The 24,870-nt window shown below is 70.1% G+C and carries 19 protein-coding genes; 5 read left to right on the top strand and 14 right to left on the bottom strand.

Annotation, left to right across the window (positions count from 1 at the left end; all coding sequences use genetic code 11):
* Positions 1-89 precede the first annotated feature (89 nt).
* The 4 genes from CP976_RS43305 to CP976_RS28105 all read right to left on the bottom strand — a co-directional run bounded on the left by CP976_RS43305 (position 90) and on the right by CP976_RS28105 (position 4,439).
* The gene (locus CP976_RS43305) at positions 90-2,795 is read right to left on the bottom strand and encodes a peptidoglycan binding domain-containing protein (protein WP_190146887.1); all 2,706 of its coding nucleotides are present in this window, start codon (positions 2,793-2,795) and stop codon (positions 90-92) included.
* Positions 2,796-2,951: 156 nt separating this feature from the next.
* The gene (locus CP976_RS28115; protein ID WP_150482852.1) at positions 2,952-3,362 is read right to left on the bottom strand and encodes a DUF6113 family protein; all 411 of its coding nucleotides are present in this window, start codon (positions 3,360-3,362) and stop codon (positions 2,952-2,954) included.
* Complete coding sequence (gene mshB / locus CP976_RS28110; protein ID WP_150482851.1) at positions 3,359-4,219, bottom strand: N-acetyl-1-D-myo-inositol-2-amino-2-deoxy-alpha-D-glucopyranoside deacetylase; 861 nt, start codon at positions 4,217-4,219, stop codon at positions 3,359-3,361. The genes CP976_RS28115 and mshB overlap by 4 nt, the downstream gene beginning before the upstream one ends.
* A gap of 25 nt (positions 4,220-4,244) precedes the next feature.
* Positions 4,245-4,439 (bottom strand): hypothetical protein, encoded by a 195-nt coding sequence (locus tag CP976_RS28105; protein ID WP_030842840.1) that lies wholly within the window; start codon positions 4,437-4,439, stop codon positions 4,245-4,247.
* Between the two features lie 177 nt (positions 4,440-4,616).
* On the opposite strand from CP976_RS28105, the gene CP976_RS28100 reads away from it, so the two are divergent.
* A complete protein-coding gene (locus tag CP976_RS28100) occupies positions 4,617-6,740 on the top strand; it encodes a S9 family peptidase (RefSeq protein ID WP_150482850.1) in 2,124 nt (707 codons plus the stop codon).
* Positions 6,741-7,009: 269 nt separating this feature from the next.
* On the opposite strand, the gene CP976_RS28095 is transcribed toward CP976_RS28100, so the two are convergent.
* The 8 genes from CP976_RS28095 to CP976_RS28060 form a co-directional block, all read right to left on the bottom strand.
* A complete protein-coding gene (locus CP976_RS28095; protein ID WP_150482849.1) occupies positions 7,010-8,158 on the bottom strand; it encodes an ABC transporter ATP-binding protein in 1,149 nt (382 codons plus the stop codon).
* Entirely contained in the window at positions 8,151-9,209 is a 1,059-nt protein-coding gene (locus CP976_RS28090; RefSeq protein ID WP_150482848.1) for an ABC transporter ATP-binding protein, read from the bottom strand. The genes CP976_RS28095 and CP976_RS28090 overlap by 8 nt, the downstream gene beginning before the upstream one ends.
* An 11-nt stretch (positions 9,210-9,220) precedes the next feature.
* Positions 9,221-10,180 carry an ABC transporter permease gene (locus tag CP976_RS28085; RefSeq protein ID WP_150482847.1) on the bottom strand — a complete coding sequence of 320 codons (960 nt, stop codon included), beginning with the start codon at positions 10,178-10,180 and terminating at the stop codon, positions 9,221-9,223.
* Positions 10,173-11,102 carry an ABC transporter permease gene (locus CP976_RS28080; RefSeq protein WP_150482846.1) on the bottom strand — a complete coding sequence of 310 codons (930 nt, stop codon included), beginning with the start codon at positions 11,100-11,102 and terminating at the stop codon, positions 10,173-10,175. The genes CP976_RS28085 and CP976_RS28080 overlap by 8 nt, the downstream gene beginning before the upstream one ends.
* Positions 11,103-11,235: 133 nt before the next feature.
* Entirely contained in the window at positions 11,236-12,849 is a 1,614-nt protein-coding gene (locus tag CP976_RS28075; RefSeq protein ID WP_150482845.1) for a peptide ABC transporter substrate-binding protein, read from the bottom strand.
* Between the two features lie 603 nt (positions 12,850-13,452).
* Complete coding sequence (gene typA, locus CP976_RS28070; protein ID WP_150482844.1) at positions 13,453-15,360, bottom strand: translational GTPase TypA; 1,908 nt, start codon at positions 15,358-15,360, stop codon at positions 13,453-13,455.
* A gap of 170 nt (positions 15,361-15,530) precedes the next feature.
* Positions 15,531-16,199, bottom strand: coding sequence for a hypothetical protein (locus CP976_RS28065; RefSeq protein ID WP_150482843.1), 669 nt, complete (start codon positions 16,197-16,199; stop codon positions 15,531-15,533).
* A 115-nt stretch (positions 16,200-16,314) separates the two neighbouring features.
* Positions 16,315-18,507, bottom strand: a complete 2,193-nt coding sequence (locus tag CP976_RS28060; RefSeq protein ID WP_150482842.1) for an ABC transporter family substrate-binding protein — start codon at positions 18,505-18,507, stop codon at positions 16,315-16,317.
* 288 nt (positions 18,508-18,795) lie between these two features.
* Here CP976_RS28060 and CP976_RS28055 point away from each other — a divergent pair, with 288 nt between their 5' ends.
* From CP976_RS28055 to CP976_RS28040, 4 genes are read left to right on the top strand one after another with little or no spacing between them, the layout of a single operon-like run.
* A complete protein-coding gene (locus tag CP976_RS28055; protein ID WP_059424348.1) occupies positions 18,796-19,086 on the top strand; it encodes a hypothetical protein in 291 nt (96 codons plus the stop codon).
* Positions 19,087-19,141: 55 nt separating this feature from the next.
* A complete protein-coding gene (locus CP976_RS28050) occupies positions 19,142-19,978 on the top strand; it encodes a hypothetical protein (RefSeq protein WP_150482841.1) in 837 nt (278 codons plus the stop codon).
* A 16-nt stretch (positions 19,979-19,994) separates the two neighbouring features.
* Positions 19,995-21,935 (top strand): fumarate reductase/succinate dehydrogenase flavoprotein subunit, encoded by a 1,941-nt coding sequence (locus CP976_RS28045; RefSeq protein WP_150482840.1) that lies wholly within the window; start codon positions 19,995-19,997, stop codon positions 21,933-21,935.
* Positions 21,932-22,708 carry a succinate dehydrogenase/fumarate reductase iron-sulfur subunit gene (locus tag CP976_RS28040; RefSeq protein ID WP_150482839.1) on the top strand — a complete coding sequence of 259 codons (777 nt, stop codon included), beginning with the start codon at positions 21,932-21,934 and terminating at the stop codon, positions 22,706-22,708. Before CP976_RS28045 ends, CP976_RS28040 begins: the two co-directional genes overlap by 4 nt.
* Here the strand turns inward: CP976_RS28040 and CP976_RS28035 are convergent.
* Both CP976_RS28035 and CP976_RS28030 read right to left on the bottom strand, forming a co-directional pair.
* Complete coding sequence (locus CP976_RS28035; protein ID WP_150482838.1) at positions 22,683-23,678, bottom strand: phosphotransferase family protein; 996 nt, start codon at positions 23,676-23,678, stop codon at positions 22,683-22,685. The genes CP976_RS28040 and CP976_RS28035 overlap by 26 nt on opposite strands.
* Entirely contained in the window at positions 23,675-24,844 is a 1,170-nt protein-coding gene (locus CP976_RS28030) for a glycoside hydrolase family 18 protein (RefSeq protein WP_150482837.1), read from the bottom strand. Before CP976_RS28030 ends, CP976_RS28035 begins: the two co-directional genes overlap by 4 nt.
* Between the last annotated feature and the right edge of the window lie 26 nt (positions 24,845-24,870).

The following is a 24,870-nucleotide window of genomic DNA, read 5'->3' as shown; positions in this document are numbered from 1 at the left end:
GCATGACAGATGTCATGCCTCTCGGGTGACAGCGACGAAAGCCCCCGCCCGGAGTGGGCAGGGGCTTCGTGCGGCCGGGCGGCCGGAGGTCAGTTCGGCTTGGTGTCGATGACTCCGATGCGCTCCGCGGGCGTCTTGCCCCGCAGGGCCTCGCGCAGGGCCGTGACGACGTCCTGCGGCAGCACGTCGCGCTTGCCGCTCGCGCCGTCGATCTTCACGCCCTCGAAGGTCGTGCCGTACGCCTCCTGGAGGGCCTTGAGGTTGTACGTGTCCACCAGCTTGCCGTCGACGGCCTTGAAGCTGAGGATCTTCGGCAGGGACACACGGCCGAAGTCGATGCTGTGCGCCGCGTCCGTGCGAACGGTGGCGAGGTCGGACATCGCGGGCTGCGCGAACTCCTTCAGCATCCGGTCGACCTCGGCGTTCGAGACCGTCGGCTGCCGGGTGGTGGTCGGGAGGTTCACCGTGCCGGCCGTGCCGGTCTCCACCTGGGAGCGGTACGCCTCCTCCACCGCCGTCGTCGACTTGGCGACGTCGATGCCCTTGCCCACCTTGCCGTACACGGGGACGGCCTTGCCGCCCTCGAACTTGATGGTGCCGTCGCTCGCCGAGCCGGAGCCGCCGGCCGCGTCCTCCAGGGAGGCGTGCAGCTTCTCCTCGTCGACGGGCATGACGGGCTTGACGACGCGGTGGTTGCCGAAGAGCGAGCCGATCACGGAGACCGGGTTGTAGTCGCTCTTCGCCGCCGAGTCGGCCGTGGCGTCCATGTCGAACTGGAGGCCCGCGTTGTCCGGGTCGAGGGAGACGGTCTTGCCGTCCACCGACAGCTTCAGCGGCTTGCCCACGCGGTCGTCGAAGGCGTCGTCGAGTTTCTTGACCGCGCCGTCACGGGTCGTGCCGCCGATGTCGACGCCGAGCACGGTGGTGCCCTTCGGCACGTCGGTGCGGTTCATCAGCAGGCCGGCGCCGTAGACGCCACCGGCGGCGACCACCACGGCTGCGGCGAGCAGCACGAGCTTGTTGCGCCCCTTCTTCTTCGGCGCCTTCGAGGAGCTCGCCGGGGGCGGGGAGACCGGCTCGGGCAGCTTCGGGGCCGTGTGGGGCGCCGGGCCGTCGCCGGGCGAGCCCGGGCCGAACGGCGAGGCCGCGCCGGGCGGTACGACCGGGATGCCGCTGGTGACGGTGTGCCCGGAGACGTTGTCGTGCCGGGGGCCGTAGCCCTGGCCGTCCGGCGGCTCGGGGGCCGGCTTCTGCGGCGTGAGGATGGCTGTGTCGTCGCTCATCCCGCCGCCGGGGCCGTGGCCTGCGGCGCCGTGGCCGGTGGGGGCGGCAGCGCCGGGGGCGCCGCCGAGGGGGCCGGGGCCACCGGGACCCGAAGAGGCACCGGGGCCGCCAGGAGCTCCGTGCTTGCCCGTACCGCCGGGGCCGCCAGGGCGTCCGGGGTTGGCCGTACCGGCAGGTCCACCGGGGCCGCTCATGGCTCCGGGACCGGCCGGTGCGCCGGGGCCGCCCGGCCGGCCGGGCTCGTCGAAGGTACCGGGCCCACTGGGCCCACCCTGCTCGTTGAAGCTGCCGGGGCCACCGGAGCGGCCGGGCTCGCTGAAGCCGCCGGGTCCGCCAGGGCCACCCGGCTCGTTGAAGGCGCCCGGGCCACCGGAGCGACCAGGCTCGCTGAAGCCGCCAGGCCCGCCGGGACCGCCCGGCTCGCTGAAGGCGCCGGGGCCACCAGGACCACCCGGCTCATCGAAAGCGCCAGGTCCGCCAGGTCCGCCGGGGCCGCCCTGCTCGTTGAAGCCGCCCGGTCCGCCGGGGCCGCCCGCCGGCGGGATCATCGGGCCGTCTCCGGTGACCGGACCGCCCGTCGGGCCGGCCGGGCCCTGCGTGCCGGGGGCACCCGCGTCACCGAGGCCGCTGGGCGCGCCCTGGCCGCCCTGCCCGCCGTAGCCACCTTGGCCGTTCTGGCCGCCGAGGCGGTCGTTCTCCGAGAAGTACGGCAGGTCGTCGCGGCGCGTCTCGCCGCCGTCAGTGCCCGGGCCGGGACGCGAGCCGTTGCCGAGCGGGCCCGCCGCCAGGGCCTCGGTCACGTCGAAGGAGCCCGTGCCGCCGCCGTGCCCGGGCGCGACGGGACCGCCGGTCGCGCCGCCGGGGAGCCCCGCACCGTTCGTGCCGCCGGACCGGGAGCCGCCCGGCCTGCTCATGGAACCGACCACGCCGCCGGGCCGCCCGGCACCGGAGCCGCCCGCGGCGGGGCTGCCCGAGCCGGTGCCACCGGCACTCGGACCACCCGCGCCGGAACCACCCGCCGCCGGACCCGAACCGCCCGGCAGACCGGCCCCGTTGGTGGAGCCGCTCCCCTGACCGGGCTTGCCCGAGCCGGACTTGCGGGGCGCGAACCAGTCGCTGGCCGGCTTGTCATCGCCGGACTGGGCGGACTGGCCGGGCTCGGCGGGAGGCTCGACCGTGCCGGTGCCCCTGGGCGTGGCGGCGCCCGGAGCCGTCGCGTCGTTGCCCGCGCCGGCGCCCGAACCGGTACCGGTGTCGCCGGAGCCCGCCGCGTCCGCGACGGGCTTGCGCACCACCACGGGCGGAATGGGCCGTGACCCGGGGATGTTGATCCGGATCCGGGTCGTCAGCGTGGTCTCGGTCTTGCGTTCCTCCGGCCGCGTGGCCGAACGGCCCGCTTCCGTACCGCTGTCGGAGACCGTCGGGGTCCCGTACGGCGGCGTGCCCGACGGGTAGGCGGCTCCGCCGCGCCCGTTGGGCCCGGAGGACGGAGTGTCAGTTTCACGACTCAAGGCAGGTTCTCCCGGTTGGCTCCGCCGCCCGACACAACCTCACGCGGGCAGCTCGGCGGCGCGCACCACCATACTGGCCACTTCTCACCCGTATCTCAGGACCGCTGGGGAAAGTCACGCCGGACCCCCACGGGCGCGTCCTGGCGAAGTGGTACGTCACTTCCCAAGTCGGACGGGGTCGCCGTCCGGTTGCCGCCTCGGGGCGAGGGTGGCGCAGATCACAGCCACTCCGATGCCTCCGAGCAGGAAGAGATAGGAGCCGGCGCCCGCCGCGAAGAGGAAGTCGCCCTCCGGGCGGCTGGCGGTGAGCAGGACGACGGCGAGCATCCAGCCGGCGGCCGCCGCGACGCCCCCGGAACGCCCGCGGGTGACGCGCGCGGCGCCGAGGACGAGCCCGGCCTCTCCGGCGAGGGCGAGCAGCAGTCCGCCCGGGAACCACCCGGGCTGCACGAGCGCGCCGGCCGCGCCGACCACGGCCCCGAGCAGGAAGAACCCGGCACAGGCGGTGATCCGTCCGGCGGAGGGCGGCCGCATCGGCTGGGCGAGCATGGGACTCCGGTCGCTCATGAGACCTCCTCGACGCCGGCGAACAGGTCCGTCTCCCACTCGCCGGAGCCCCGCTCGCCCCGCACCAGCTCGTAGTACTCGGTCGTGAGGATCGGCTGGGCGAGTTCGTTGGAGAGGACGAAGTACGGCCCGGACACGGTGATCTGGGTGGCGTGGGCGCGCATCGCGGCGGCCTTGGCGGCGGCGTGCGCGGTGCCGTCGACGGCGGTGGTGATCCGCTCGTCGGCCACGACGCCCGGTACGTCGCCGACGTCGGCCGCCTTGGCGAAGGGGAGGCCGGGCAGGTCCTCCCGGAGCCGGGCGAAGGACTGCTCCACAACGGACCGGGGGGCCCGGTTCCAGTAGACCTTCGGGATCGGCCGGCCGGCCTCGGCGGACAGCTCGGCGGCCCGCATGGCGACGCGGTGGGCCTGGATGTGGTCGGGGTGGCCGTAGCCGCCGTTGTCGTCGTAGGTGACGAGGACCTGGGGGCGTACCTCGCGGATCACCTCGACGAGGTGTGCGGCGGCCTCGTCGACGTCGGCCTGCCAGAAGCAGGCGGGGTCGTCGTTGTCGGGCAGGCCCATCATCCCGGAGTCGCTGTAGCGTCCGGCGCCGCCGAGCAGGCGGAAGTCCTGGACGCCGAGCTCGGCCATGGCGGCGGTGAGCTCCCGGCGGCGGTGCTGGCCCAGGGCGGGGCCGGTCAGGTGCGCGAGCTCCGGCGGGATCACCTCGCCGCGTTCGCCGAGGGTGCAGGTGACCAGGGTGACGTGGGCACCCTCGGCCGCGTACCTGGCCATGGTCGCGCCGTTGTTGATCGACTCGTCGTCCGGGTGCGCGTGCACCAGCAGCAGACGCCGGTCGGGCAGTTCCGTCATGGACCCAGACTACGAGGTCCGGCGGTCAGAACTTGATGCTGCCGATCATGCCCGCGATGTTGGTCGTCAGCTCGTTGATCGTGGGAGCCACGGTCGAGGAGGCGAGGTAGAAGCCGAGCAGCATGCAGACGATCGCATGCCCCGCCTTCAGTCCCGACTTCTTGATCAGCAAGAAGACGATGATCGCCAGCAGCACCACCGCCGAAATCGAGAGTGCCACGGCGGTTCACCTCCAAAGATCCACGAGGGCGCGGGGGGTCGGACTATGGGGGCATCAAATCCGTACAGCAGCCAGCAGGTTCATACCCACTATGCGACATTGATCATAACTATCCGTCCGTGCGCATCGATCGGCGCACGGCCGCACAAGGGGGCGCATGGCCAATATGGTCAGGGCATGACGACCGAGCCTGACTCCTTCCCCCGACGGCACGCCCGTACCCAGCGCTTCACGCTCGGCGCGCCGCGTTCGTTCACCGTGGCGCCCGACGGTTCGCGTGTCGTGTTCCTGCGCTCCAGTTCCGGTACCGACCGGGCGAACTCGCTGAGGGTCCTCGACACGGAGGAGGGCGGGGAGCGCGTGGCCGCCGACCCGCGCGCCCTGCTGGGCGGCGCCTCGGAGAACCTCTCGCCCGAGGAACGCGCCCGGCGTGAACGCAGCCGGGAGGGCGGCGCCGGCATCGTCGGGTACGCCACCGACACGGCCGTCGAGTTGGCCTCTTTCGCCTTGTCAGGGCGGCTTTTCACGGCCGAGCTGCGGGCCGGGACGGCGCGTGGACTGACCACGCCCGGGCCGGTGATCGACCCGCGTCCGTCTCCCGACGGGCGGTATGTCGCCTACGTCGCGCAGGGTGCGCTGCGGGTCGTGGGCGCGGAGGGGGAGGACGACCGGGCGCTCGCCGAGCCGGAGTCGGAGAATGTCTCATATGGACTGGCCGAGTTCATCGCGGCCGAGGAGATGGGGCGGTCGCGCGGCTTCTGGTGGGCCCCGGAGTCGGACCGGCTGCTCGTGGCGCGCGCGGACGACACGCCGGTGGACCGGTGGTGGATCTCCGACCCGGCCCATCCGGAACGCGAGCCGCAGCGGGTGGCGTATCCGGCGGCGGGCACCGGCAACGCGGACGTACGGCTGTTCGTGATCGGCCTGGACGGGGCGCGCACGGAGGTCTCCTGGGACCGGGCGCGGTACCCGTATCTGTCGCGTGTGCACTGGTCAGCGGCGGGCGCGCCGCTGCTGCTCGTACAGGCGCGCGACCAGCGCAGCCAGCTGATTCTCGCGGTGGACCCGGAGTCGGGCGCGACCCGGATGGTGCACGCCGATGAAGATCGAACATGGCTTGATCTTTTCCCCGGGGTGCCGTGCTGGAGTCCGGCCGGGCAGCTCGTGCGGATCGCGGACGAGGGCGGTGTGCGGGTGCTGGCGGTCGGGGACCGGCCGCTCACGGGGGCGCAGTTGCACGTGCGGGCCGTGCTGGACGTCTCCGACGACGACGTGCTGGTCTCCGCGTCGGCGGGCGAGGAGGCCGCCGACGCGGAGACGGGCCAGGTGCATGTGTACCGGGTGAACGAGCTGGGCGTGGAGCGGCTGTCGCAGGAGCCGGGCGTGCACGCGGCGGCGCGGGCCGGGCACGTGACGGTTCTGGTCTCGGCGACGCTGGACCGGCCGGGGACGCGGGTGCAGGTGCTTCGCGACGGGAAACCGACGGCTGTTGTCGCTTCTTACGCTGAAGATCCCGGTATGTCCCCCCGCGTGACGCTCACCGAGGGGGGCGCACGTCGCATCCCGTGCGCCGTGCTTATGCCTCGGGACTACGCCGGTGACACCCCCCTTCCGGTGCTCATGGACCCGTACGGCGGGCCGCACGGGCAGCGGGTCTTCGCGGCCCACAACCCGCATCTCACGTCGCAGTGGTTCGCGGACCAGGGATTCGCGGTGGTCGTCGCGGACGGCCGGGGCACCCCGGGCCGCTCCCCGGCCTGGGAGAAGGGGATCCACCACGACTTCACACTGTCGCTGGACGACCAGGTGGAGGCCCTGGAGGACCTCGCCAAGAGGTTTCCGCTGGATCTGTCGCGGGTGGCGATCCGCGGCTGGTCCTTCGGCGGCTGGCTGGCCGGCCTCGCGGTGCTGCGCCGGCCGGACGTCTTCCGCGCGGGGATCGCGGGCGCGCCGGTGACGGACTGGCGCCTGTACGACACGCACTACACGGAGCGCTACCTGGGGAACCCGGCCGAGCACCCGGACACGTACGCGAAGAGCTCCCTCGTCACCGCGGACGGCCTGTCCTCCCCCGCCGAACCGCACCGCCCGCTGATGATCGTGCACGGCCTCGCCGACGACAACGTGGTCGTCGCCCACGCCCTGCGCCTGTCCTCGGCCCTCCTGGCCGCCGGCCGCCCGCACGAGGTGCTGCCGCTGTCCGGGGTCACCCACATCACCCCGCAGGAACAGGTCGCGGAGAACCTGCTGCTGCTCCAGGTCGACTTCCTGAAGCGGTCCCTGGGGATCACCGGCGCCTGAACATGCAACGGGCCGGGGCGACATGGCGCGCCCCGGCCCGTTTACGGCACCCGCACGGCCGTACGCTGTTCAGCCTGACGCGTCCGTATATCGAGATCGGGTCGGCGAAGTTGCCTGCGTGTTAACGCGGTTCGCGGGGGTTTGTACGCACTTCGGCGGCCACCAGGGTCGTAGCCGAGACGGCCCAGGAGCCGGCAGATCCTCGAACACCGGTTCCCGGCGCCTTCGACAAGAAGGGCCGGGAACCGGAAGGGATGCGTGCGGGACCGTCAGGCCGCGTTGACGACGTCCTTCTCCTCGGCGAAGTGGCAGGCCGACTCGTGGGCCGCCGGGGTGTCCTCGCCCTTGAAGCGCTCGGGGACCGCCAGGAGCGGGACCTCCTGGGCGCACTTGTCCTCGGCCTTCCAGCAGCGGGTGCGGAAGCGGCAGCCCGAGGGCGGGTTGGCCGGGGACGGGACGTCACCGGTGAGGATGATCCGCTCGCGGCCCTCACGGGACTCCGGGTCGGGGACCGGGACGGCCGACAGCAGCGCCTGGGTGTAGGGGTGCGTCGGGTGGTCGTAGATCTCCGTGTCCGTGCCGATCTCGGCCATCTTGCCGAGGTACATCACACCCACGCGGTCCGAGATGTGCCGGACGATCGACAGGTCGTGCGCGATGAAGAGGTACGAGAGGTTGAACTCGTTCTGCAGCTTCTCCATCAGGTTGATGACCTGGGCCTGGACGGACACGTCCAGCGCGGAGACCGGCTCGTCGCAGATGATGATCTCGGGGTTCAGGGCCAGGCCGCGGGCGATGCCGATGCGCTGGCGCTGACCGCCCGAGAACTGGTGCGGGTAGCGGTTGATGTACTCGGGGTTGAGGCCGACCACGTCCAGGAGGTCCTGGACCTTGCGGCGGCGGTCGCCCTTCGGCGCCACCTCGGGGTGGATCTCAAAGGTCTCCCCGATGATGTCGCCCACCGTCATACGGGGGTTGAGCGAGGTGTACGGGTCCTGGAACACCATCTGGATGTTCCGGCGGACCGCCTTCAGCGCCCGCCCGGACAGCTTGGTGATGTCCTGGCCCTTGTAGAAGATCTCGCCCGCGGTCGCCTTCTCCAGCATCATCAGCAGCTTGGCGACCGTGGACTTGCCACAGCCGGACTCGCCCACGATGCCGAGCGTCTCGCCCTGGTAGAGGTCGAAGGAGATCCCGTCCACGGCCTTGACCGCGCCGACCTGACGCTTGAACAGGACGCCCTGGGTCAGCGGGAAGTGCTTGACCAGGTTGCGCACCTGGAGGATCGGCTCACCGCGCTCCACGGGCGCGTCGAGCGCGGCCACCGCCGCCTCCTCGGTCACGGCGTCGACCGTCTCGACCTCGGTGACGTTGGGGGTGGCGTCCATGGACTCGTCCTTCTTGCCCAGCTCAGCCATGGATCGTCTCCTTCCAGAAGTGGCACGCGCTGCCGCGGCCGGTCAGCTCGCCGCCGTCCCGCTCGGTGACGGGGTGCAGCGGCGGGATGTCCGTACGGCAGATGTCCTGCGCCTGCGGGCACCGCGGGTTGAAGGCGCAGCCGGACGGGATACGCGTCAGGTTGGGCGGCAGGCCCTTGATCGCGTACAGGTCCTGGCCCTTCTGGTCCAGACGCGGGATCGACTCCAGCAGACCCTTGGTGTAGGGGTGCGCGGGCCGCTTGTACAGCTCGTGCACCGGCGCGGTCTCCACGATCCGGCCGGCGTACATCACCGCGATCTTGTCCGCGACGTCGGCGACCACGCCGAGGTCGTGGGTGATCAGGATCAGGCCCATGTTGTACTCGCGCTGCAGCTCCGCGAGGAGGTCCATCACCTGGGCCTGGACCGTCACGTCGAGGGCCGTGGTCGGCTCGTCGGCGATGATCAGGTCCGGCTCCAGCGCGAGCGCCATGGCGATCATGATGCGCTGACGCATACCGCCGGAGAACTGGTGCGGGTAGTCCCCGACGCGCTCCCTCGCGGCCGGGATCTTCACCCGGTCCATCAGCTCGATCGCCTTGGCCTTGGCGTCCTTCTTGGACATGCCCTGGTGCACGCGGAACATCTCGCCGAGCTGGTAGCCCACCGAGAGCACCGGGTTCAGCGAGGAAAGCGCGTCCTGGAAGATCATCGCGATCTTGTTGCCGCGGATCTTCCGGCGCTCTTCACCGGACATCTTCAGCATGTCCTGGCCGCGGAAGAGGATCTCTCCCTTGGGGATGCGGCCGGGCGGCATGTCGAGGATGCCCATGATGGCCTGGGCGGTGACGGACTTGCCGGAGCCGGACTCGCCGAGCACGGCGAGCGTCTCGCCCGCGGCGACGGAGTAGTTGACGCCGTTGACGGCCTTGGCGACACCGTCGCGGGTGCGGAACTCCACGTGCAGGTCGCGGACTTCGAGCAGTGGGCGGCCCTCGTCCTGCGAGCCGTCCGCCGAGGGGCTCTCGGCCGTTTCATCGATGATGGTCACGTACGCCTCCCTCAGCGCAGCTTGGGGTCGAGGGCGTTGCGTACCGCATCGCCGAACATCAGGAACGAGAGCACCGTGATCGAGACCATCACCGAGGGGATGATCAGGGTGTGTGGGGCGATACGGAGCTGCTCACGTCCTCGTGCCACGTCGCCGCCCCAGGACACGGCCGTGTCACCGAGACCCACGCCCAGGAAGGACAGGGTGGCTTCGGCCGCGATGTAGCCGCCGAGTGCGATGGTCGCCACGACGATGATCGGCGCGAGTGCGTTGGGCAGGATGTGCCGGAACAGGATCCGGGACGTCGAGGCGCCGAGTGCCTTGGCGGCCACCACGTAGTCCGCCTGCTTGATGGTGATCACGGCGCCGCGGGCGACACGCGCGATCTGGGTCCAGCCGAGGAAGGCGAGGGCCATGATGACGACCCAGACGGTGCGGTTGTCGAAGGAGTTCAGCACCACCAGGGCGCCGAGCAGGAACGGGATGCCGAGGAAGATGTCGGTCATCCGCGAGAGCAGGGTGTCGGTCCAACCGCCGAAGTAGCCGGCGATCATGCCGATGACCGTGCCGATGACGGTGACGGCGAGGGTGACACCCACACCGACGGTGATCGAGGCGCGGGCACCGTAGACGACACGGGCGTAGATCGACCGGCCCTGGACGTCGTAGCCCAGCCAGTCCGGGGCGAAGAAGTGGCCCCAGTTCGGCTTCCCCAGGTAGTGCTTGGCCAGGTCGGCGTCGCGCGGCGAGGCGCTGGTGAACAGTCCCGGCCAGAGCGACATCACCAGCAGGAACACGATCAGCACGGCCGATACCAGGAACAGCGGGTTGCGCCGCAGGTCGTGCCAGGCGTCGGACCACAGGCTGCGCGCCTTCTCGGGAGCCGGGCCGGCGTCGGTCACGATGACGCCCGCGGTGCTCGCGGTGTCACCGGGAAGGGCTTCGACCTTCTCGACGGTCTTGTCAGGCATACCGGATCCTCGGGTCCAGGACCGCGTAAAGCAGGTCGACGATCAGGCTGGCGGCGAGGTAGATGAGCACCATCAGCGAGGCGATACCCACGACCGTGGCGCCTTCACGACGGCTGAGCGCATCGTAGATCTCGATGCCGATACCCCGCACGTTGAAGATGCCCTCGGTCACGATGGCGCCGGTCATCAGGTTGCCGAGCTCGATACCGAGGAAGGTGACCACGGGGATCAGCGAGTTGCGCATCAGGTGGACACCGATGACACGGCGGCGCGGCAGCCCCTTGGCCACGGCGGTGCGCATGTAGTCGGACCGCAGGTTCTCCGCGATCGACGTGCGGGTCAGCCGGGCGACGTAGGCGAGCGAGAGGGACGCCAGCACGATGGCGGGAAGCATGAGTTGGGAGAAGTCCGTCGAGTCCGTCACCGTGGGTGTGGTGACCGACCACTGGAAGGCGAGCAGGTACTGCAGCAGGAAGCCCAGCACGAAGGACGGCATCGAGACGAGGACCAGCGTCAGCGTCAGCAGCCCGCGGTCCCGCAGCGTGTCGGGGCGCAGACCGGCGACCACACCGAGGCCGATGCCCACGAGCGTGACGAAGGTGAAGGCGAAGAGCGTCAGCCTGATCGTCACCGGGAACGCGTCGGCGATGACGTCCGCGATGGGCCGCTGACTGGCGATCTGGGTACCGAAGTCGCCCTGGAACAGCCCGGTCATGTAGTTCACGTACTGCTGAAGGAGCGGCTGATCGAGGCCGAGTTCCTTCTTGATGCTCGCGACCACCGTCGGGTCGTACGCCTGATCCCCCATCATCGCCCGGACGGGATCGCCGGGCAGGGCGTACATCATGCAGAAGATGAGCAAGGTTGACCCGATGAACACCGGGATCATCTGGAGCAGTCGTCGTGCGACATAGCGCCCCATAGGTGCCTCCGTGATGGGTTAACGCAGGTGCGGGGGCCGTCTCCTGGTGACGAGACGGCCCCACGCACCTCCCACCGCCGCCTGAATCGACGGTGGGCTTACGGCCGAGTGGGAAGAGCCCGCGAGACTCCTCTTACTTGGTGGTGACGGCCCACACTTCGAGGTCACCGTGGAAGTCGACGTTGACGTTGTCGACGTTCTTACCGTGGCCGCCGTTGATGCGGTAGTACCAGAGCGGGATGGCCGGCATGTGCTCGACCAGCTTCTTCTCGACCTCCTGGAAGGCCTTCACCGACTCGTCGAGGGACTTGGCGTTGTCGGCCTTGTTCATCAGCCCGTCGATCTCCTTGTTGGAGAAGCGACCGTTGTTGGCCTCGGCGGTGGTGTGGTAGAGCTCCTTCATGAAGTTGGCGTTGACCGGGTAGTCGGCGACCCAGCCACCGCGGTACATGCCCTTCACCTGGTCGTTGTCACGGGCCTCGAGGTCCGTGGCGAAGTCCGGCTTCGGGTCGCCGGCGCAGTCGACGCCGGTGGCCTTGCGGATGGACTCGCAGACCGCGGTCACCCACTCCTTGTGCCCACCGTCGGTGTTGTACTGGACCGTGAACTTGTTGCCCGGTACGCCGCCGCCCTCCTTGATGAGCTGCTTGGCCTTCGCCGGGTTGTACGTGAACACGTCGGTGTCCAGGTTCTGGTAGCCCTTGACGCCCGGCGGGGTGAAGCCCTTGGCCGGCGTACGGGTGTTGTTCAGAACCGTCTTGGTGATCGTGTCACGGTCGATCGCCATCGACAGACCCTGGAGGACCTTCGGGTCGATGTCCTTGAAGGTCTTGGAGTAGAACGCCGGGGTCAGCGTCTGGATGGCCGCGTACGGCTGCTCGATGGCGCCGTCGCCCAGGTCCTGCTTGTACTTCGGCAGGTCCGTCGGGCCGACCTGGCGGATCATGTCCAGGTTGCCGGAGACGACGTCCTTGTAGGCGGCCTCGAGCGTCGTGTAGGCCTTGAACTGGACGCCCTTGTTCTTCGCCTTGTTCGGGCCCTGGTAGCCGTCCCAGGCCTTGACCTGGATGAGCTTCTTGTGGTCCCACTTCTCGAAGGTGTAGGGACCGTTGCCGACCGGCTTCTGGCCGAAGGCCTTCGGGTCGTCGTAGAAGACCTTGGGCAGCGGGGCCCACGTGGTGTAGCCGAGCTTGTAGTTGAAGTACGGCATCTTGTACTTCAGCTCGATGGTGAAGGTGTGGTCGTCCACGACCTTCAGGCCGGACATGCCCTCGGCCTTCGGGGCGCCCTTCTCCGGGTGGACATCGTCGTAGCCCTTGATGTCCTGGAACCAGAAGGAGTTCTGCTGGTTGTTCTTGATGTTGGCGTACCAGTTCCAAGCATCGACGTACGACTTGGAGGTGACCTCTTCGCCGTTGTGGAACTTCCAGCCCTTCTTGAGCTTGACCGTCCACGTCTTCGAGTCGTCGGACGTGACCGACTCGGCGTTCGTGTAGACGATCTCGCCCTTGGAGTCGAAGTCCAGCAGCTGGGTGAAGATGGACTGGATGACGTACGAGCCGTTGCTCTCGTTGGTGTCGGCCGGGATCAGCGGCTTCTGCGGCTCGCCGACGTCGATCGAGACGTATCCCGCAGGGCCGGAGCCCTTGCTCTTGCCCTCACCATCACCGTTGCCGCCGCAGGCGGTGGCGGCCAGAGCGACAACTATCGCCCCCGCGACCCACTTGGCGCTCTTGGCACCGCGCATGGGTTCCTCCTATGAAGTCATTGGTTCACCGCAAAGGGAGCACAGACAGACCACCGCCACCGCCCGTCGCCGGTGCCGGAAATCGTCAGGTGCCCCCGCGCTCGTGAGTCGGCGCCGCCTCCAGCGAGTGACCCGTTCATCCGAGCTCTACGCGCCTAACTATCTGCCAAACGTCAGGGCCGAACCACACTCTCGAGGTCTCGGTTCGATCACAGCTCGCGTATACATCTTCCAAAATCCGGACAAAGGGTTTGGTGAAAGATCCCTGCGAAACGGACTTGTTACACATCTATCGGTGGCGGGTGTCCGTATTCCGGACGCGAGAGTGAGATAAACCGCTTGCGCCTGCCGTGGCCGCCGTGCAAGGTGCCACCGAGGGCTGTCACGCGCTCAAGAAGCCTCTGCCGCAGGGTTGTTGTACGGACCCGTGCGCGGGCAGGGCGCGGCACTTCCGCAGCAGGGTAGTGCGCACGGGGCGCTCCGGACGGCTCTCCCCGGCAAATCGAGGGTTTTCCCTAACCCTTCTCTTCTCGTTCCCACCGCTTTACGACGACGCCGGGCACCCCGCGAGGCGGGGTGCCCGGCGTCGTCCTACGGCAGGCGTCAGCCGTGCTTGGCGCGGCTCGCGGCGCGGGCGCGCTCGCGGGCGTCCAGGTTCACCTTGCGGATGCGCACGGCCTCCGGGGTGACCTCGACGCACTCGTCGTCGCGGCAGAACTCCAGGGACTGCTCCAGCGACAGCTTGCGCGGCGGGACGATCGACTCGGTCACATCGGCCGTGGACGACCGCATGTTGGTGAGCTTCTTCTCCTTGGTGATGTTGACGTCCATGTCGTCGGCGCGGGAGTTCTCGCCGACGATCATGCCCTCGTACACCTCGGTGCCCGGCTCCACGAAGAGCACGCCGCGCTCCTGGAGGTTGGTCATCGCGAAGGCGGTGACCGCACCGGCGCGGTCGGCGACCAGGGAGCCGTTGTTACGGGTCTGGAGGGTGCCGAACCAGGGCTCGAAGCCCTCGTGGATGGAGTGGCCGATGCCCGTGCCGCGGGTCTGCGTCAGGAACTCGGTCCGGAACCCGATGAGGCCGCGCGAGGGCACGACGAACTCCATGCGGACCCAGCCGGAGCCGTGGTTCGACATGTTGTCCATACGGCCCTTGCGGACGCCCATGAGCTGCGTGACGGCGCCCATGTGCTCCTCGGGCACGTCGATCGTCATGCGCTCGACGGGCTCGTAGACCTTGCCGTCGACCTCCTTGGTGACGACCTGCGGCTTGCCGATGGTCAGCTCGAAGCCCTCGCGGCGCATGGTCTCGACGAGGATGGCCAGCGCCAGCTCGCCGCGGCCCTGCACCTCCCAGGCGTCCGGACGCTCGGTCTCCAGCACGCGGAGGCTGACGTTACCGATCAGCTCACGGTCGAGGCGGTCCTTGACCTGGCGGGCGGTGACCTTGCGGTCCTTGACGGCCGCCTTGTTGTCGGCGCCCTTGCCGGTGGCACCACGGCCGACCAGCGGGGAGGTGTTGGTGCCGATGACCATGGAGATCGCCGGCTCGTCGACCGTGATCAGCGGCAGCGCGACCGGGTTCTCCGGGTCGGCCAGGGTCTCGCCGATCATGATGTCCGGGATACCGGCGACGGCGCAGATGTCACCGGGGCCGGCCAGCTCCGCCGGCTTGCGGGTCAGCGCCTCGGTCATCATCAGCTCACTGATGCGGACGTTGCTGACGGAGCCGTCGCGCTTGATCCACGCGACCGTCTGGCCCTTGCGCAGCTCGCCCTGCTCGACGCGGAGCAGCGCGATACGGCCGAGGAAGTTGTCGGCGTCCAGGTTGGTGACGTGCGCCTGGAGCGGGGCGGCCTCGTCGTAGGTCGGGGCCGGGATGTGCTCCAGGATCGTGGAGAAGAACGGCTCCAGGCTGGTGGAGTCGGCCGGGACCGTGCCGTTGTCCGGCTTGGTCAGCGAGGCGATGCCGTCGCGGCCGCAGGCGTAGACGATCGGGAACTCGATCTGCTCCTCGTCGGCGTCCAGGTCGAGGAAGAGGTCGTAGGTCTCGTTGACGACCTCGTCGATCCGGGAGTCCGGGCGGTCCGTCTTGTTGATGCACAGGATGACGGGCAGCCGCTGCTGGAGCGCCTTGCGCAGCACGAAGCGGGTCTGCGGGAGCGGGCCCTCGGAAGCGTCCACGAGCAGGACGACACCGTCCACCATCGACAGACCGCGCTCCACCTCGCCACCGAAGTCGGCGTGGCCGGGGGTGTCGATGATGTTGATGGTGATGACGTCCCCCCCGTCCTTCGGGTGGTACTTCACCGCCGTGTTCTTGGCCAGGATCGTGATGCCCTTCTCACGCTCCAGGTCGTTCGAGTCCATCATGCGGTCGTCGACGCCTTCGAGCTGGTGCGCGGCGAAGGCGCCGGCCTGCTTCAGCATGCCGTCGACGATGGTGGTCTTGCCGTGGTCGACGTGAGCGACGATGGCGACGTTGCGGATGTCGTGGCGCGTGGCCATAAGAAGGCGTACTCCCGGAGTGTGAGGAATGCCCTGCGCGTGCATCGGTGGTGCGCGGGCCCTGCCGGGCTCAACATGCCACGGCCTCACCCCATGGTACGGGTCTGCTGCCGGTGGGGTTAGCCAGCCTACGTCAGCGCAGGTCAGGGCCTGTTTTGAGGTCCTTGGCGTCAGTGCCCGGGCCTTCCGGGGGCCGACGGTTCGCAGGAGTGCCGGGCGGCCGCGCGGGCCAGGGGCGAGTCGGCCTTCTCCTCGCAGTCCATCAGGCCGCCGATGTCGACCGTCCAGTTCCGGGCGTGCCCGGAGACGGTCCTGCCGTCCGGGCACGTGTAGCGGAAGTCCGCCGACACTTCCCTCACCCCGGCGTACTGGACGAACTCGCCCGCCGCTCGGGGCGTGACGCGGTCGTCGTCGAGCTCCGGGGCCGGGAGCCGGACGTCGGTGAACGCCCAGGTGTCTCCGCCGGACTCCGCCAGGGTGCGCGCGTCGGAGTCGATCTCGCCGGTCTTCTTGCCGAACGAGAAGAGGATCTCGGCCGCGGGCGGGGCCGGTCCGTCGGCGCGCACCGAGGGCCTGGGGGTGTACACCCGCCGCATCGGGTTCCGCAGTGCGCCGCCGCCCGCGCCGAGTCGCTCGAGTTCGGAGACCCCGGTCAGCCGGTCTCGCGTGGTGACGTGGGACCAGGTGAAGGTGCCCTGCGCGCAGGCCTTCGCTCGGGCCCCGCCGGTCTCACGGACCGTGCCGTCACCTTCCGTCTCCCCGGTGCATGCCGTCAGTCCCGTCACCAGCGCCCCGACGACCAACCCGGCCACGCAGACCCGCCGTACCGTGCCGCGCATCCGCCGGCCCCCGTCCCCCCCGTGCACGGACGCCCGGCGTCCGCACCATGATCACTGCTGATGCCATGGTGCGGACGCCGGGCGGGGACGGCAAGACGTTTGAGCGTTCCCAGAGCTACCGGGCGGCTGATCCCTTCGCCGACGGCCCCGCCGCCGGCTTCGCGCCCTTCCTCAGGAAGCCCATGTCCTCGTAGACCGGGGTCCCGAAACCGAAGGCGCCGGTGTTCACGAGGTTCTTGCGGGCCGCGATGAGCTGGGGGCGCTGGAAGAGGGGGATGGAGCCGGCCGCGGCCCAGATGCGGGAGTCGGCCTTGCGGATGAGGGAGCGGGACTCGCCCTCGTCGAGGGTGGACACGGCCTCGTCGAAGAGCTGGTCGACCTGGTCGGTGCCGACCCGGGTGTAGTTCTGCTCGACGTTCAGGGAGCCGTCGGCGGCCGGGACGGGCTTGGCGTAGACGGGACGGGCGTCGGTGGCGGGGAAGGCGGTGGCGGGCCAGGAGTAGAGGGCGAGGTCGTACTGGCCGGACGCGATGTGGTCCTTGAAATAGGACTCGTCGGAGACCTTGGAGATGTCCGTGCCGATGCCGACGCGCTCCAGCATGCGGGAGATGCGGTCGGCGACCGTGCGCAGTGTCTGGGAGCCGGGCCCGGAGGGGAGCACGAAGCGGAGTGTGAGGGCCTTGCCGTTCTTGGCGAGCGGGACGGCCTCGCGGTTCGCCGGGGCGGCGGTGCCCTTGGGGGCGTACGCGCCGGGGGCGCCGCCCTGGGCGGGCTGCTGGTACTGCTTGCCGTCGTGGGCGAGGTGGTCGGCGGGGTCCTGCCGGCCGTGTGCCTTGTTGTCCTCGCCGACGACGTACGTGCCGTCGTCGTCCGGCTCCTCCTTGGCGGAGCCGGCCTTCTCGCCCTCGGCTCCGGCCGCCTTCTCCCCCTCCTTCTTCTTCTCCTGCTCCTTGACGGGGCCGCCGCGCACCCATCCGGCGTCCGCGAGCAGGGCCTGGGCCTCCTTGGTGTCCTGGCCGCCGAGGGCGCCGCTGTTGTCGGCGTAGGCGGCCTGGCCGGAGAGGGCCAGGTGGCTGCCGACCGGGACGGCCGGCAGACCCAGGGGCTTCAGGACGGCCTCGGCCAGTTCCTTGCGATCGAGGGCGCGGGCGACGGCCCTGCGGACGCGCTCGTCGGCGAGCGGGCCCTCGGCGCCGTTCAGGGCGAGCTGGGTGTAGGCGGGTTCCAGGGACTTGCGCACCTCGAAGCCGCGCAGGGCCTGCTGCTGCCGGGTGTACTTGGTGACCGCCTTGCGCAGCTTCTTGCGGGCGACGGTCTCCTCGTCGGCGGCGTCCTCGTCGGTGCCGTTGGCGACGGCCCACGAGCGCAGGGCGTCCGCGGCCGACCGGTCGGCGCCGGGGCCCATCAGCGGGCTGCTGGAGCTGCGGGGCCGGGCGGCGACGGTGATGCGGCGGGCCGCGGAGGGGTCGATCTCGGCCACGTCGAGGGTGCCGGCGGCCAGCTCGGCGGCCCGCTTGTCGCGCGGCACGGTGCGCAGCACGATCTCGGAGAGCTTGGCCGGCTTGCCCCACCAGCGCGGGTTGCGGGCGAGGGTGATCTCGTCGTCCTCGCGGTCGACCTCCTTCACCGAGAAGGGACCGGCGGTGACTTTGAGCTTCTTGCGTGCCCCGTCGTTGAAGGAGTCCGGGCTGCCCATGACGTCCTTCGGGTACAGCGGCGAGAACAGCGAGCGCCAGTCGGCGTAGGGGCGGCTGAAGGTGACCTTGACCTCCAGGGCGCTGTCCCCGCGCTCGATCTTCTGGATGCGGTCGTAGCCGGCGTTGCGGGCGGTCCAGTAGGCGGTGTCCTTTCCGGACAGGGCTCGCCACTGGGCGGCGAAGTCGGCGGCGCCGATCTCCCGGCCGTCGCTCCAGACGGCCTGCTGGTTCAGCTTGTACAGGACGACCTGCTTGGGCTCGGTCTCGACGACCTCGGCGGACTCCAGGTAGGCGGGGTTGCGCTCGGGACGGCCACTGGCGTTCATCCGGAACATCGACGGCAGGACGGCCTGGGCGACGCGGGTGGTGGTGGCGTCGGCGTCCGACTGGAAGGTGTTGAGGGTGTCGGGCACGGAGTCCACGGCCCAGCGCAGGGTGCCGCCGTCGGCGATCCGGTCGCGGCCCGCGGGCTGGATGTCCGGCGCGGCGAGCGGCTTGCCCGCGGGGTCCTCGGAGCCGCATCCGGCGAGCGCGGGAACCGCGAGCACACCCGCGGTGAGGAAGGCGACCGAGCGCGTGACCGCACGCGGGCCGACACCGTGCTGGGACATCTGTGCTACCTCCGGGAAGCCGCGGGCGTTACGATCACTTTTGGCGGTATTTGGTGTTTGTCTGATGTATGCGGCCACTGAAGAGGAAAGGGTTCAGCAACACAGGGCGACACGGCGGTCACGGGCGGGAAGTCACCCGTGTGGCGCAGCGCACCGCAGGGTGCACCCGCGCGCCTCGGCCAATCGATGCACATCCCTTCACAGCACAAGGTGTGACGCGCAACACTCGCAGGCGCATGAACGTTGCCGCCTTGGGCCTCGAAGGACCCGTGGAAGTGAGGGCAAGTCATGTCCGTTCACGACGAACTGACGTCAGTCCAGCGCAGTCTCGACGAGCTGTTCCGCTCGCTGGGGCGCCTGGAGAAGCAGCTCGGCACCGGCGGCCTGGAGATGCGCCGCGTCCGTGCCGACGCCAACCACCTGCGCGAGAGCGTCGCCCTGCTGCGCGACGCCGCCGCCACGCCGGCCGCTCCGAAGCGCCCCGACCTCGTCACCATCTCGGACGCGCCGTACGACCCCGCGCTGTGGGTCGACTCGGACGACGAGGGACTCGGCGCCCGGGACCGGCGCGCTCCCTGACCGGGAGGGCGTCGAGCGACCGGCACCTCCCCCGAACCCGACCGGAGTCGTCACAGTGGCCACTGGTACGGAACCTCCCGCCACACAACCCCAACCCCGAAGCGGCGGCGTACGGGCGGGTACGCGCGCCGCGATCGACGCCCCGCACCTGCGCACCGACCGCTGGTGGCTGGCCCCGGCCGGCACGGTCGCCGGTCTGCTGGCCTTCATCGTCTACTCGACCTGGCGGGCCTTCGCGAACGCGGACTACTACGCGGCGCCGTACGTCTCGCCCTTCTACTCCCCCTGCCTGGCCGAGAACTGCGAGCCGATGAAGGCCGGCCCGAACTGGGAGATCTTCGGCGGCTGGTGGGGGATCTCCCCCGCGATCATCATCCTGATCTTCCCGCTCGGCTTCCGTCTGACCTGCTACTACTACCGCAAGGCCTACTACCGGGGCTTCTGGGCGTCCCCGCCGGCCTGCGCGGTGGCCGAGCCGCACCGGAAGTACACGGGTGAGACCCGCTTCCCGCTGGTGCTCCAGAACATCCACCGGTACTTCTTCTACGCCGCGCTCCTCGTCGCCGGGATCCTCAGCTACGACACCGTGCTCGCCTTCCGCGACGAGAACTACGAGTGGGGCCACATGGGCCTCGGCACGCTCGTGTTCCTGGTCAACATCGTGCTGATCTGGGCGTACACGCTGTCCTGCCACTCGTGCCGGCACATCGTCGGCGGCAAGCTCAAGCACTTCTCCAAGCATCCCGTGCGGTACCGGATGTGGCAGTGGGTCGGGAAGCTCAACGCCCGGCACATGCTGCTCGCCTGGGCGTCGCTGGTGAGCGTGGCGCTCGCCGACTTCTACGTCTACCTGGTCGCGTCCGGTGCCTTCGACGATCCGCGGTTCTTCTGATGAGGGGTGCGTTCTGATGTCCGTGGTCGACCGGCAGGAGTGGGACGTCGTCGTGGTGGGGGCGGGCGGCGCCGGGCTGCGCGCCGCCATCGAGGCACGCGAGCGGGGCGCCCGTACGGCCGTGATCTGCAAGTCTCTGTTCGGCAAGGCGCACACGGTGATGGCCGAGGGCGGTATCGCGGCGGCGATGGCCAACGCCAACGAGAACGACAACTGGCGGGTCCACTTCCGCGACACCATGCGCGGCGGCAAGTTCCTCAACCAGTGGCGGATGGCCGAGCTGCACGCGCAGGAGGCCCCGCAGCGGGTGTGGGAGCTGGAGACCTGGGGCGCGCTGTTCGACCGCACCAAGGACGGCCGGATCTCCCAGCGCAACTTCGGCGGCCACGAGTACCCGCGCCTCGCGCACGTCGGCGACCGCACGGGCCTGGAGCTGATCCGCACCCTCCAGCAGAAGATCGTCGCGCTCCAGCAGGAGGACTTCAAGGAGACCGGCGACTACGAGTCCCGGCTGAAGGTCTTCCAGGAGTGCACGGTCACCCGTGTCCTGAAAGAGGACGGGCGCGTGTCCGGGGTCTTCGGCTACGAGCGCGAGTCCGGCCGCTTCTTCGTCCTGGAGGCACCGGCCGTCGTCATCGCCACGGGCGGCATCGGCAAGTCCTTCAAGGTGACGTCGAACTCGTGGGAGTACACCGGCGACGGTCACGCGCTGGCGCTCCTCGCGGGCGCTCCGCTGCTGAACATGGAGTTCGTGCAGTTCCACCCGACCGGGATGGTCTGGCCGCCGTCGGTGAAGGGCATCCTCGTCACCGAGTCGGTGCGCGGCGACGGCGGGGTGCTGCGCAACTCCGACGGCAAGCGGTTCATGTTCGACTACATCCCCGACGTCTTCAAGGACAAGTACGCCGAGACCGAGGACGAGGCCGACCGCTGGTACGACGACCCGGACCACAACCGGCGCCCGCCCGAGCTGCTCCCCCGCGACGAGGTCGCGCGGGCGATCAACTCCGAGGTGAAGGAGGGGCGCGGCTCCCCGCACGGGGGCGTGTTCCTCGACGTGTCGACCCGGATGCCCGCCGAGGTGATCAAGCGCCGGCTGCCGTCGATGTACCACCAGTTCAAGGAGCTGGCCGACGTCGACATCACGGCCGAGGCGATGGAGGTCGGGCCCACCTGTCACTACGTGATGGGCGGCATCGCGGTCGAGTCCGACACGGCGGCGGCGCGCGGGGTGACCGGTCTGTACGCGGCCGGTGAGGTGGCCGGCGGCATGCACGGCTCCAACCGGCTGGGCGGCAACTCCCTGTCGGACCTGCTGGTGTTCGGGCGCCGGGCGGGCTGGCACGCGGCCGAGTACGCGGCGGGGCTGGCCGGGGCGCGGCCCGTCGTGGACGACGGCCAGATCGACGCCGCCGCCGCCGAGGCCCTGCGGCCCTTCTCCGCCGAGGCCGAGACCGAGGAGCCGAAGGGCGGCCCGCCGGAGAACCCCTACACCCTGCACCAGGAACTCCAGCAGACGATGAACGACCTGGTCGGCATCATCCGCCGCGAGCCGGAGATGAAGCAGGCCCTGGAGAAGCTGGGCGAGCTGCGGGCACGGGCCCGCCGGGCCGGCGTCGAGGGGCACCGGCAGTTCAATCCGGGCTGGCACCTCGCCCTGGACCTCAGGAACATGCTGCTGGTCAGCGAATGTGTGGCGCGGGCCGCGCTGGAGCGCACCGAGTCGCGCGGCGGGCACACCCGCGAGGACCACCCGGGGATGGACCGCAAGTGGCGCCGGATCAACCTGCTGTGCGCGCTGACCGACCCGACGGGCGGGCTGGCGGCCACGGACCCGGTCCGCGGCCAGATCGCCCTCACCCGCGAGACCACCGAACCCGTCCGTGCCGACCTGCTCGCCCTCTTCGACAAGGAGGAGCTGGTCAAGTACCTCGCCGAAGAGGAGCTGTACGAATGAGCAGCTACACGGCCCACTTCAAGGTGTGGCGCGGTGACCTGGGAGGCGGCGGCCTCGAGGACTTCAAGGTCGAGGTCAACGACGGCGAGGTGGTGCTCGACATCATCCACCGCCTCCAGGCCACCCAGGCCCCCGATCTCGCGGTGCGCTGGAACTGCAAGGCGGGCAAGTGCGGTTCGTGCTCCGCCGAGATCAACGGCCGGCCGCGGCTGTTGTGCATGACGCGCATGTCGGTGTTCGACCGGGAGGAGACCATCACGGTGACGCCGCTGCGGGCGTTCCCGGTGATCCGCGATCTCGTCACGGACGTCGGCTTCAACTACCAGAAGGCCAGGGAAGTGCCGTCCTTCGTCCCGCCCGCGGATCTCGGTCCCGGCGAGTACCGGATGATGCAGGAGGACGTGGACCGTCCGCAGGAGTTCCGCAAGTGCATCGAGTGCTTCCTGTGCCAGGACACCTGCCATGTGGTCCGCGACCACGAGGAGAACAAGCAGGCCTTCGCGGGGCCCCGTTTCCTGATGCGGGTGGCGGAGCTGGACATGCACCCGCTGGACGCGGCGGCGGAATCCGGCCTGGACCGCAAGACCACCGCCCAGGACGAACACGGCCTGGGCTACTGCAACATCACCAAGTGCTGTACGGAGGTCTGCCCGGAGGGCATCAAGATCACGGACAACGCGCTGATCCCGCTGAAGGAACGGGCGATCGACCGCAAGTACGGCCCGCTGGTGTGGCTGGGCTCGAAGATCAAACGGCGTTCTTCAGCAGGCTGAGCGCCTGCTGGAGGTTGTGCTCCGCGATCTCCCGCATCCGCTCAGGGTGCGGGAAGTCGCCCTCGATGAGCGTCAGCGGCCCCGAGACCAGGCCGAGGTGCATCGACAGGCGGTACAGGCGCATGCGTGCCTCGTCCAGGCCGGGGGCGCGCAGGGCGTCGTAGTGAGGGCCGAAGCGGAGCTTGAGGAAGACGTGCTCGTGCTCCACGTCGAAGTACATCAGGCCCTCGATGTCGATGAGTGCCGGCTGCCCGTCGGGCGTGAGCAGGACGTGGTCCGGGCCCAGTTCGGCGTGGATGAGGGTGTGCCGGTCGCGGGGGCGGACCGCGGCGGCCAGGGCGTGGATCGTGTCCTCCAGTTCCCGGCGTACGGCGGCGGCACGGGATTCACGGCGGGCCGCCTCCGCGACGCAGCGCAGGGCACCGTCGGTGATGCGCTGTTCGCAGGTGACGCCGTGGGAGGAACCGCCGTTGTCGACGACGGCGACCTTCCCGAAGCGGGGGCCGGTGTGGGCGTGCAGGGTGGCGAGCAGGTCCGCCATCCGGTCCATGAGCCGGGGTGCCTCCCGCGGGTCCCGGGCGAGGGCGTCCTCCAGGCTGCCGCCGGTCATGTCCTCCACGACGGCCGCGTCGGCCGGGAGGTGGGTGTGTGTGGCGTCCGCGTAGATCAGGCGTGGGGTGCGGACGCCGGCGGCGGCCAGGCGGTCGTGGGCCGCCGTGAACAGGCCGAGTCCGGTGCCGTGGGAGAAGACGTCCCGGGGGTCGGGGTCAGGCTGGTCCCAGTAGTCCTCGTCGGCCGACCACACATAGGCGACGGCCGTGGAGTCGTCGTCGAGGGTCAGGCGGTAGACGCCCTTCTTGGTGCCGCCGCGCAGGCGTTCCACACCGGTGAGGGTGCGGCCGGGTCCCAGAGCGGCGCGGATGAGGGGGGCGAGTTCGGTGCGGGTGAGGGGTTTTCGGGTCCTGGTCACCGCACCCAGTCTTCCTTGTACGCACTCCAGTCCGCCTCGGTCGCGGCGAAGTCGATGTACAGCGCGACACCGAAGCGGGACCGGTCGGCGTCCGTGCGGGACAGGCCCAGGCGGACGCCCCGGACGGCGGCGGGGACGGTCTCGGCGTGGCCCCAGTGGTCGAAGTTGCTCTCCCAGTAGAAGGGCAGGCCCATCAGCAGGTCGGTGGAGGGCGGGGTGACCTCCAGGGCGAGGGACGTCTGCTGGGCGACGTACCCCCCGTAGGTGCCCTCCAGGGGCTGCGCGGTGTCGTACGACATCACCGCGATCTGGTCGACGCGGCGGGCCACCTGGCCGAAGAACTCCTGGGACCACCACTTGGGGTGGTCGGTGAAGAGACCGAACACGGTGTGGAGGGCCGGGAGCGGGTCGATCTGGTGGGCGGCGACGGAGAGTTGTGCGTCCCGGGAACGGGTCTCGCGACGCAGGGCGTCGAGGAGGGTGAGGTAGTCGCGGTCGCCGGACGGCATGGGCTCCAGGTCGAGGTGGATGCCCTCGTAGCCGGTGTCCAGGATCTGGCGGGCGGAGCGGACGACCGCGGCGCGGGTGTCCGGCTTCTCCAGGACCATGCCGTCGGCGCCCTCGCCGGCCAGGACGTCGCCCAGGAAGGCCTGCACGCGGATCCCGGGGAGTTTCTCGTGGACGGCGTCGATGAACCAGCGGGCCCTCGGATACACCGACTCGGGGAGCGTGCCGTCGTGTTCCAGCGGGCCGGAGTGGACGTACAGGTCGCGGATGCCGGTGCCTTGCAGGCGGCGGGCCAGGGCGGTGACGTCGGCGTCCTTCTTGCGGCCGTCGACCCAGGCGTGGCCGAGCCAGAGGGCGTCGCGGTTTCTGGTGTGAGTGCCCTGTGCGGGGTCGCCCTGGTAGTTGACGTAGAGGGCTGTTTCGGCGGTCAGGAGGGGAAGGAGGGCGATGAGCAGGGCTAAGGCCGCGCGTCTGAACCAGCGGCGGCGGGGACGTCCGGCCCCGGCTTCGTCTTCAGCCGGGTTGTTCCCGTCCGCACCACCCGTGCGGCCATCGTCGTCGCCGAGGCCACCAGGTGCGGGTGGCCCCTGCGGAGGTTCCTCCCCGTCGGCGACTGCCGCTGCGGCTTCGTTCGGGGTCGTGCCCTCCACGCGTTCCATGCCGTCTCCCCCCGGTGATGCAGTCG

Origin of the sequence: Streptomyces coeruleorubidus (assembly GCF_008705135.1) — a bacterium.
Taxonomy (GTDB): domain Bacteria; phylum Actinomycetota; class Actinomycetes; order Streptomycetales; family Streptomycetaceae; genus Streptomyces; species Streptomyces coeruleofuscus.
This window is presented reverse-complemented; position numbering and strand designations above follow the sequence as displayed.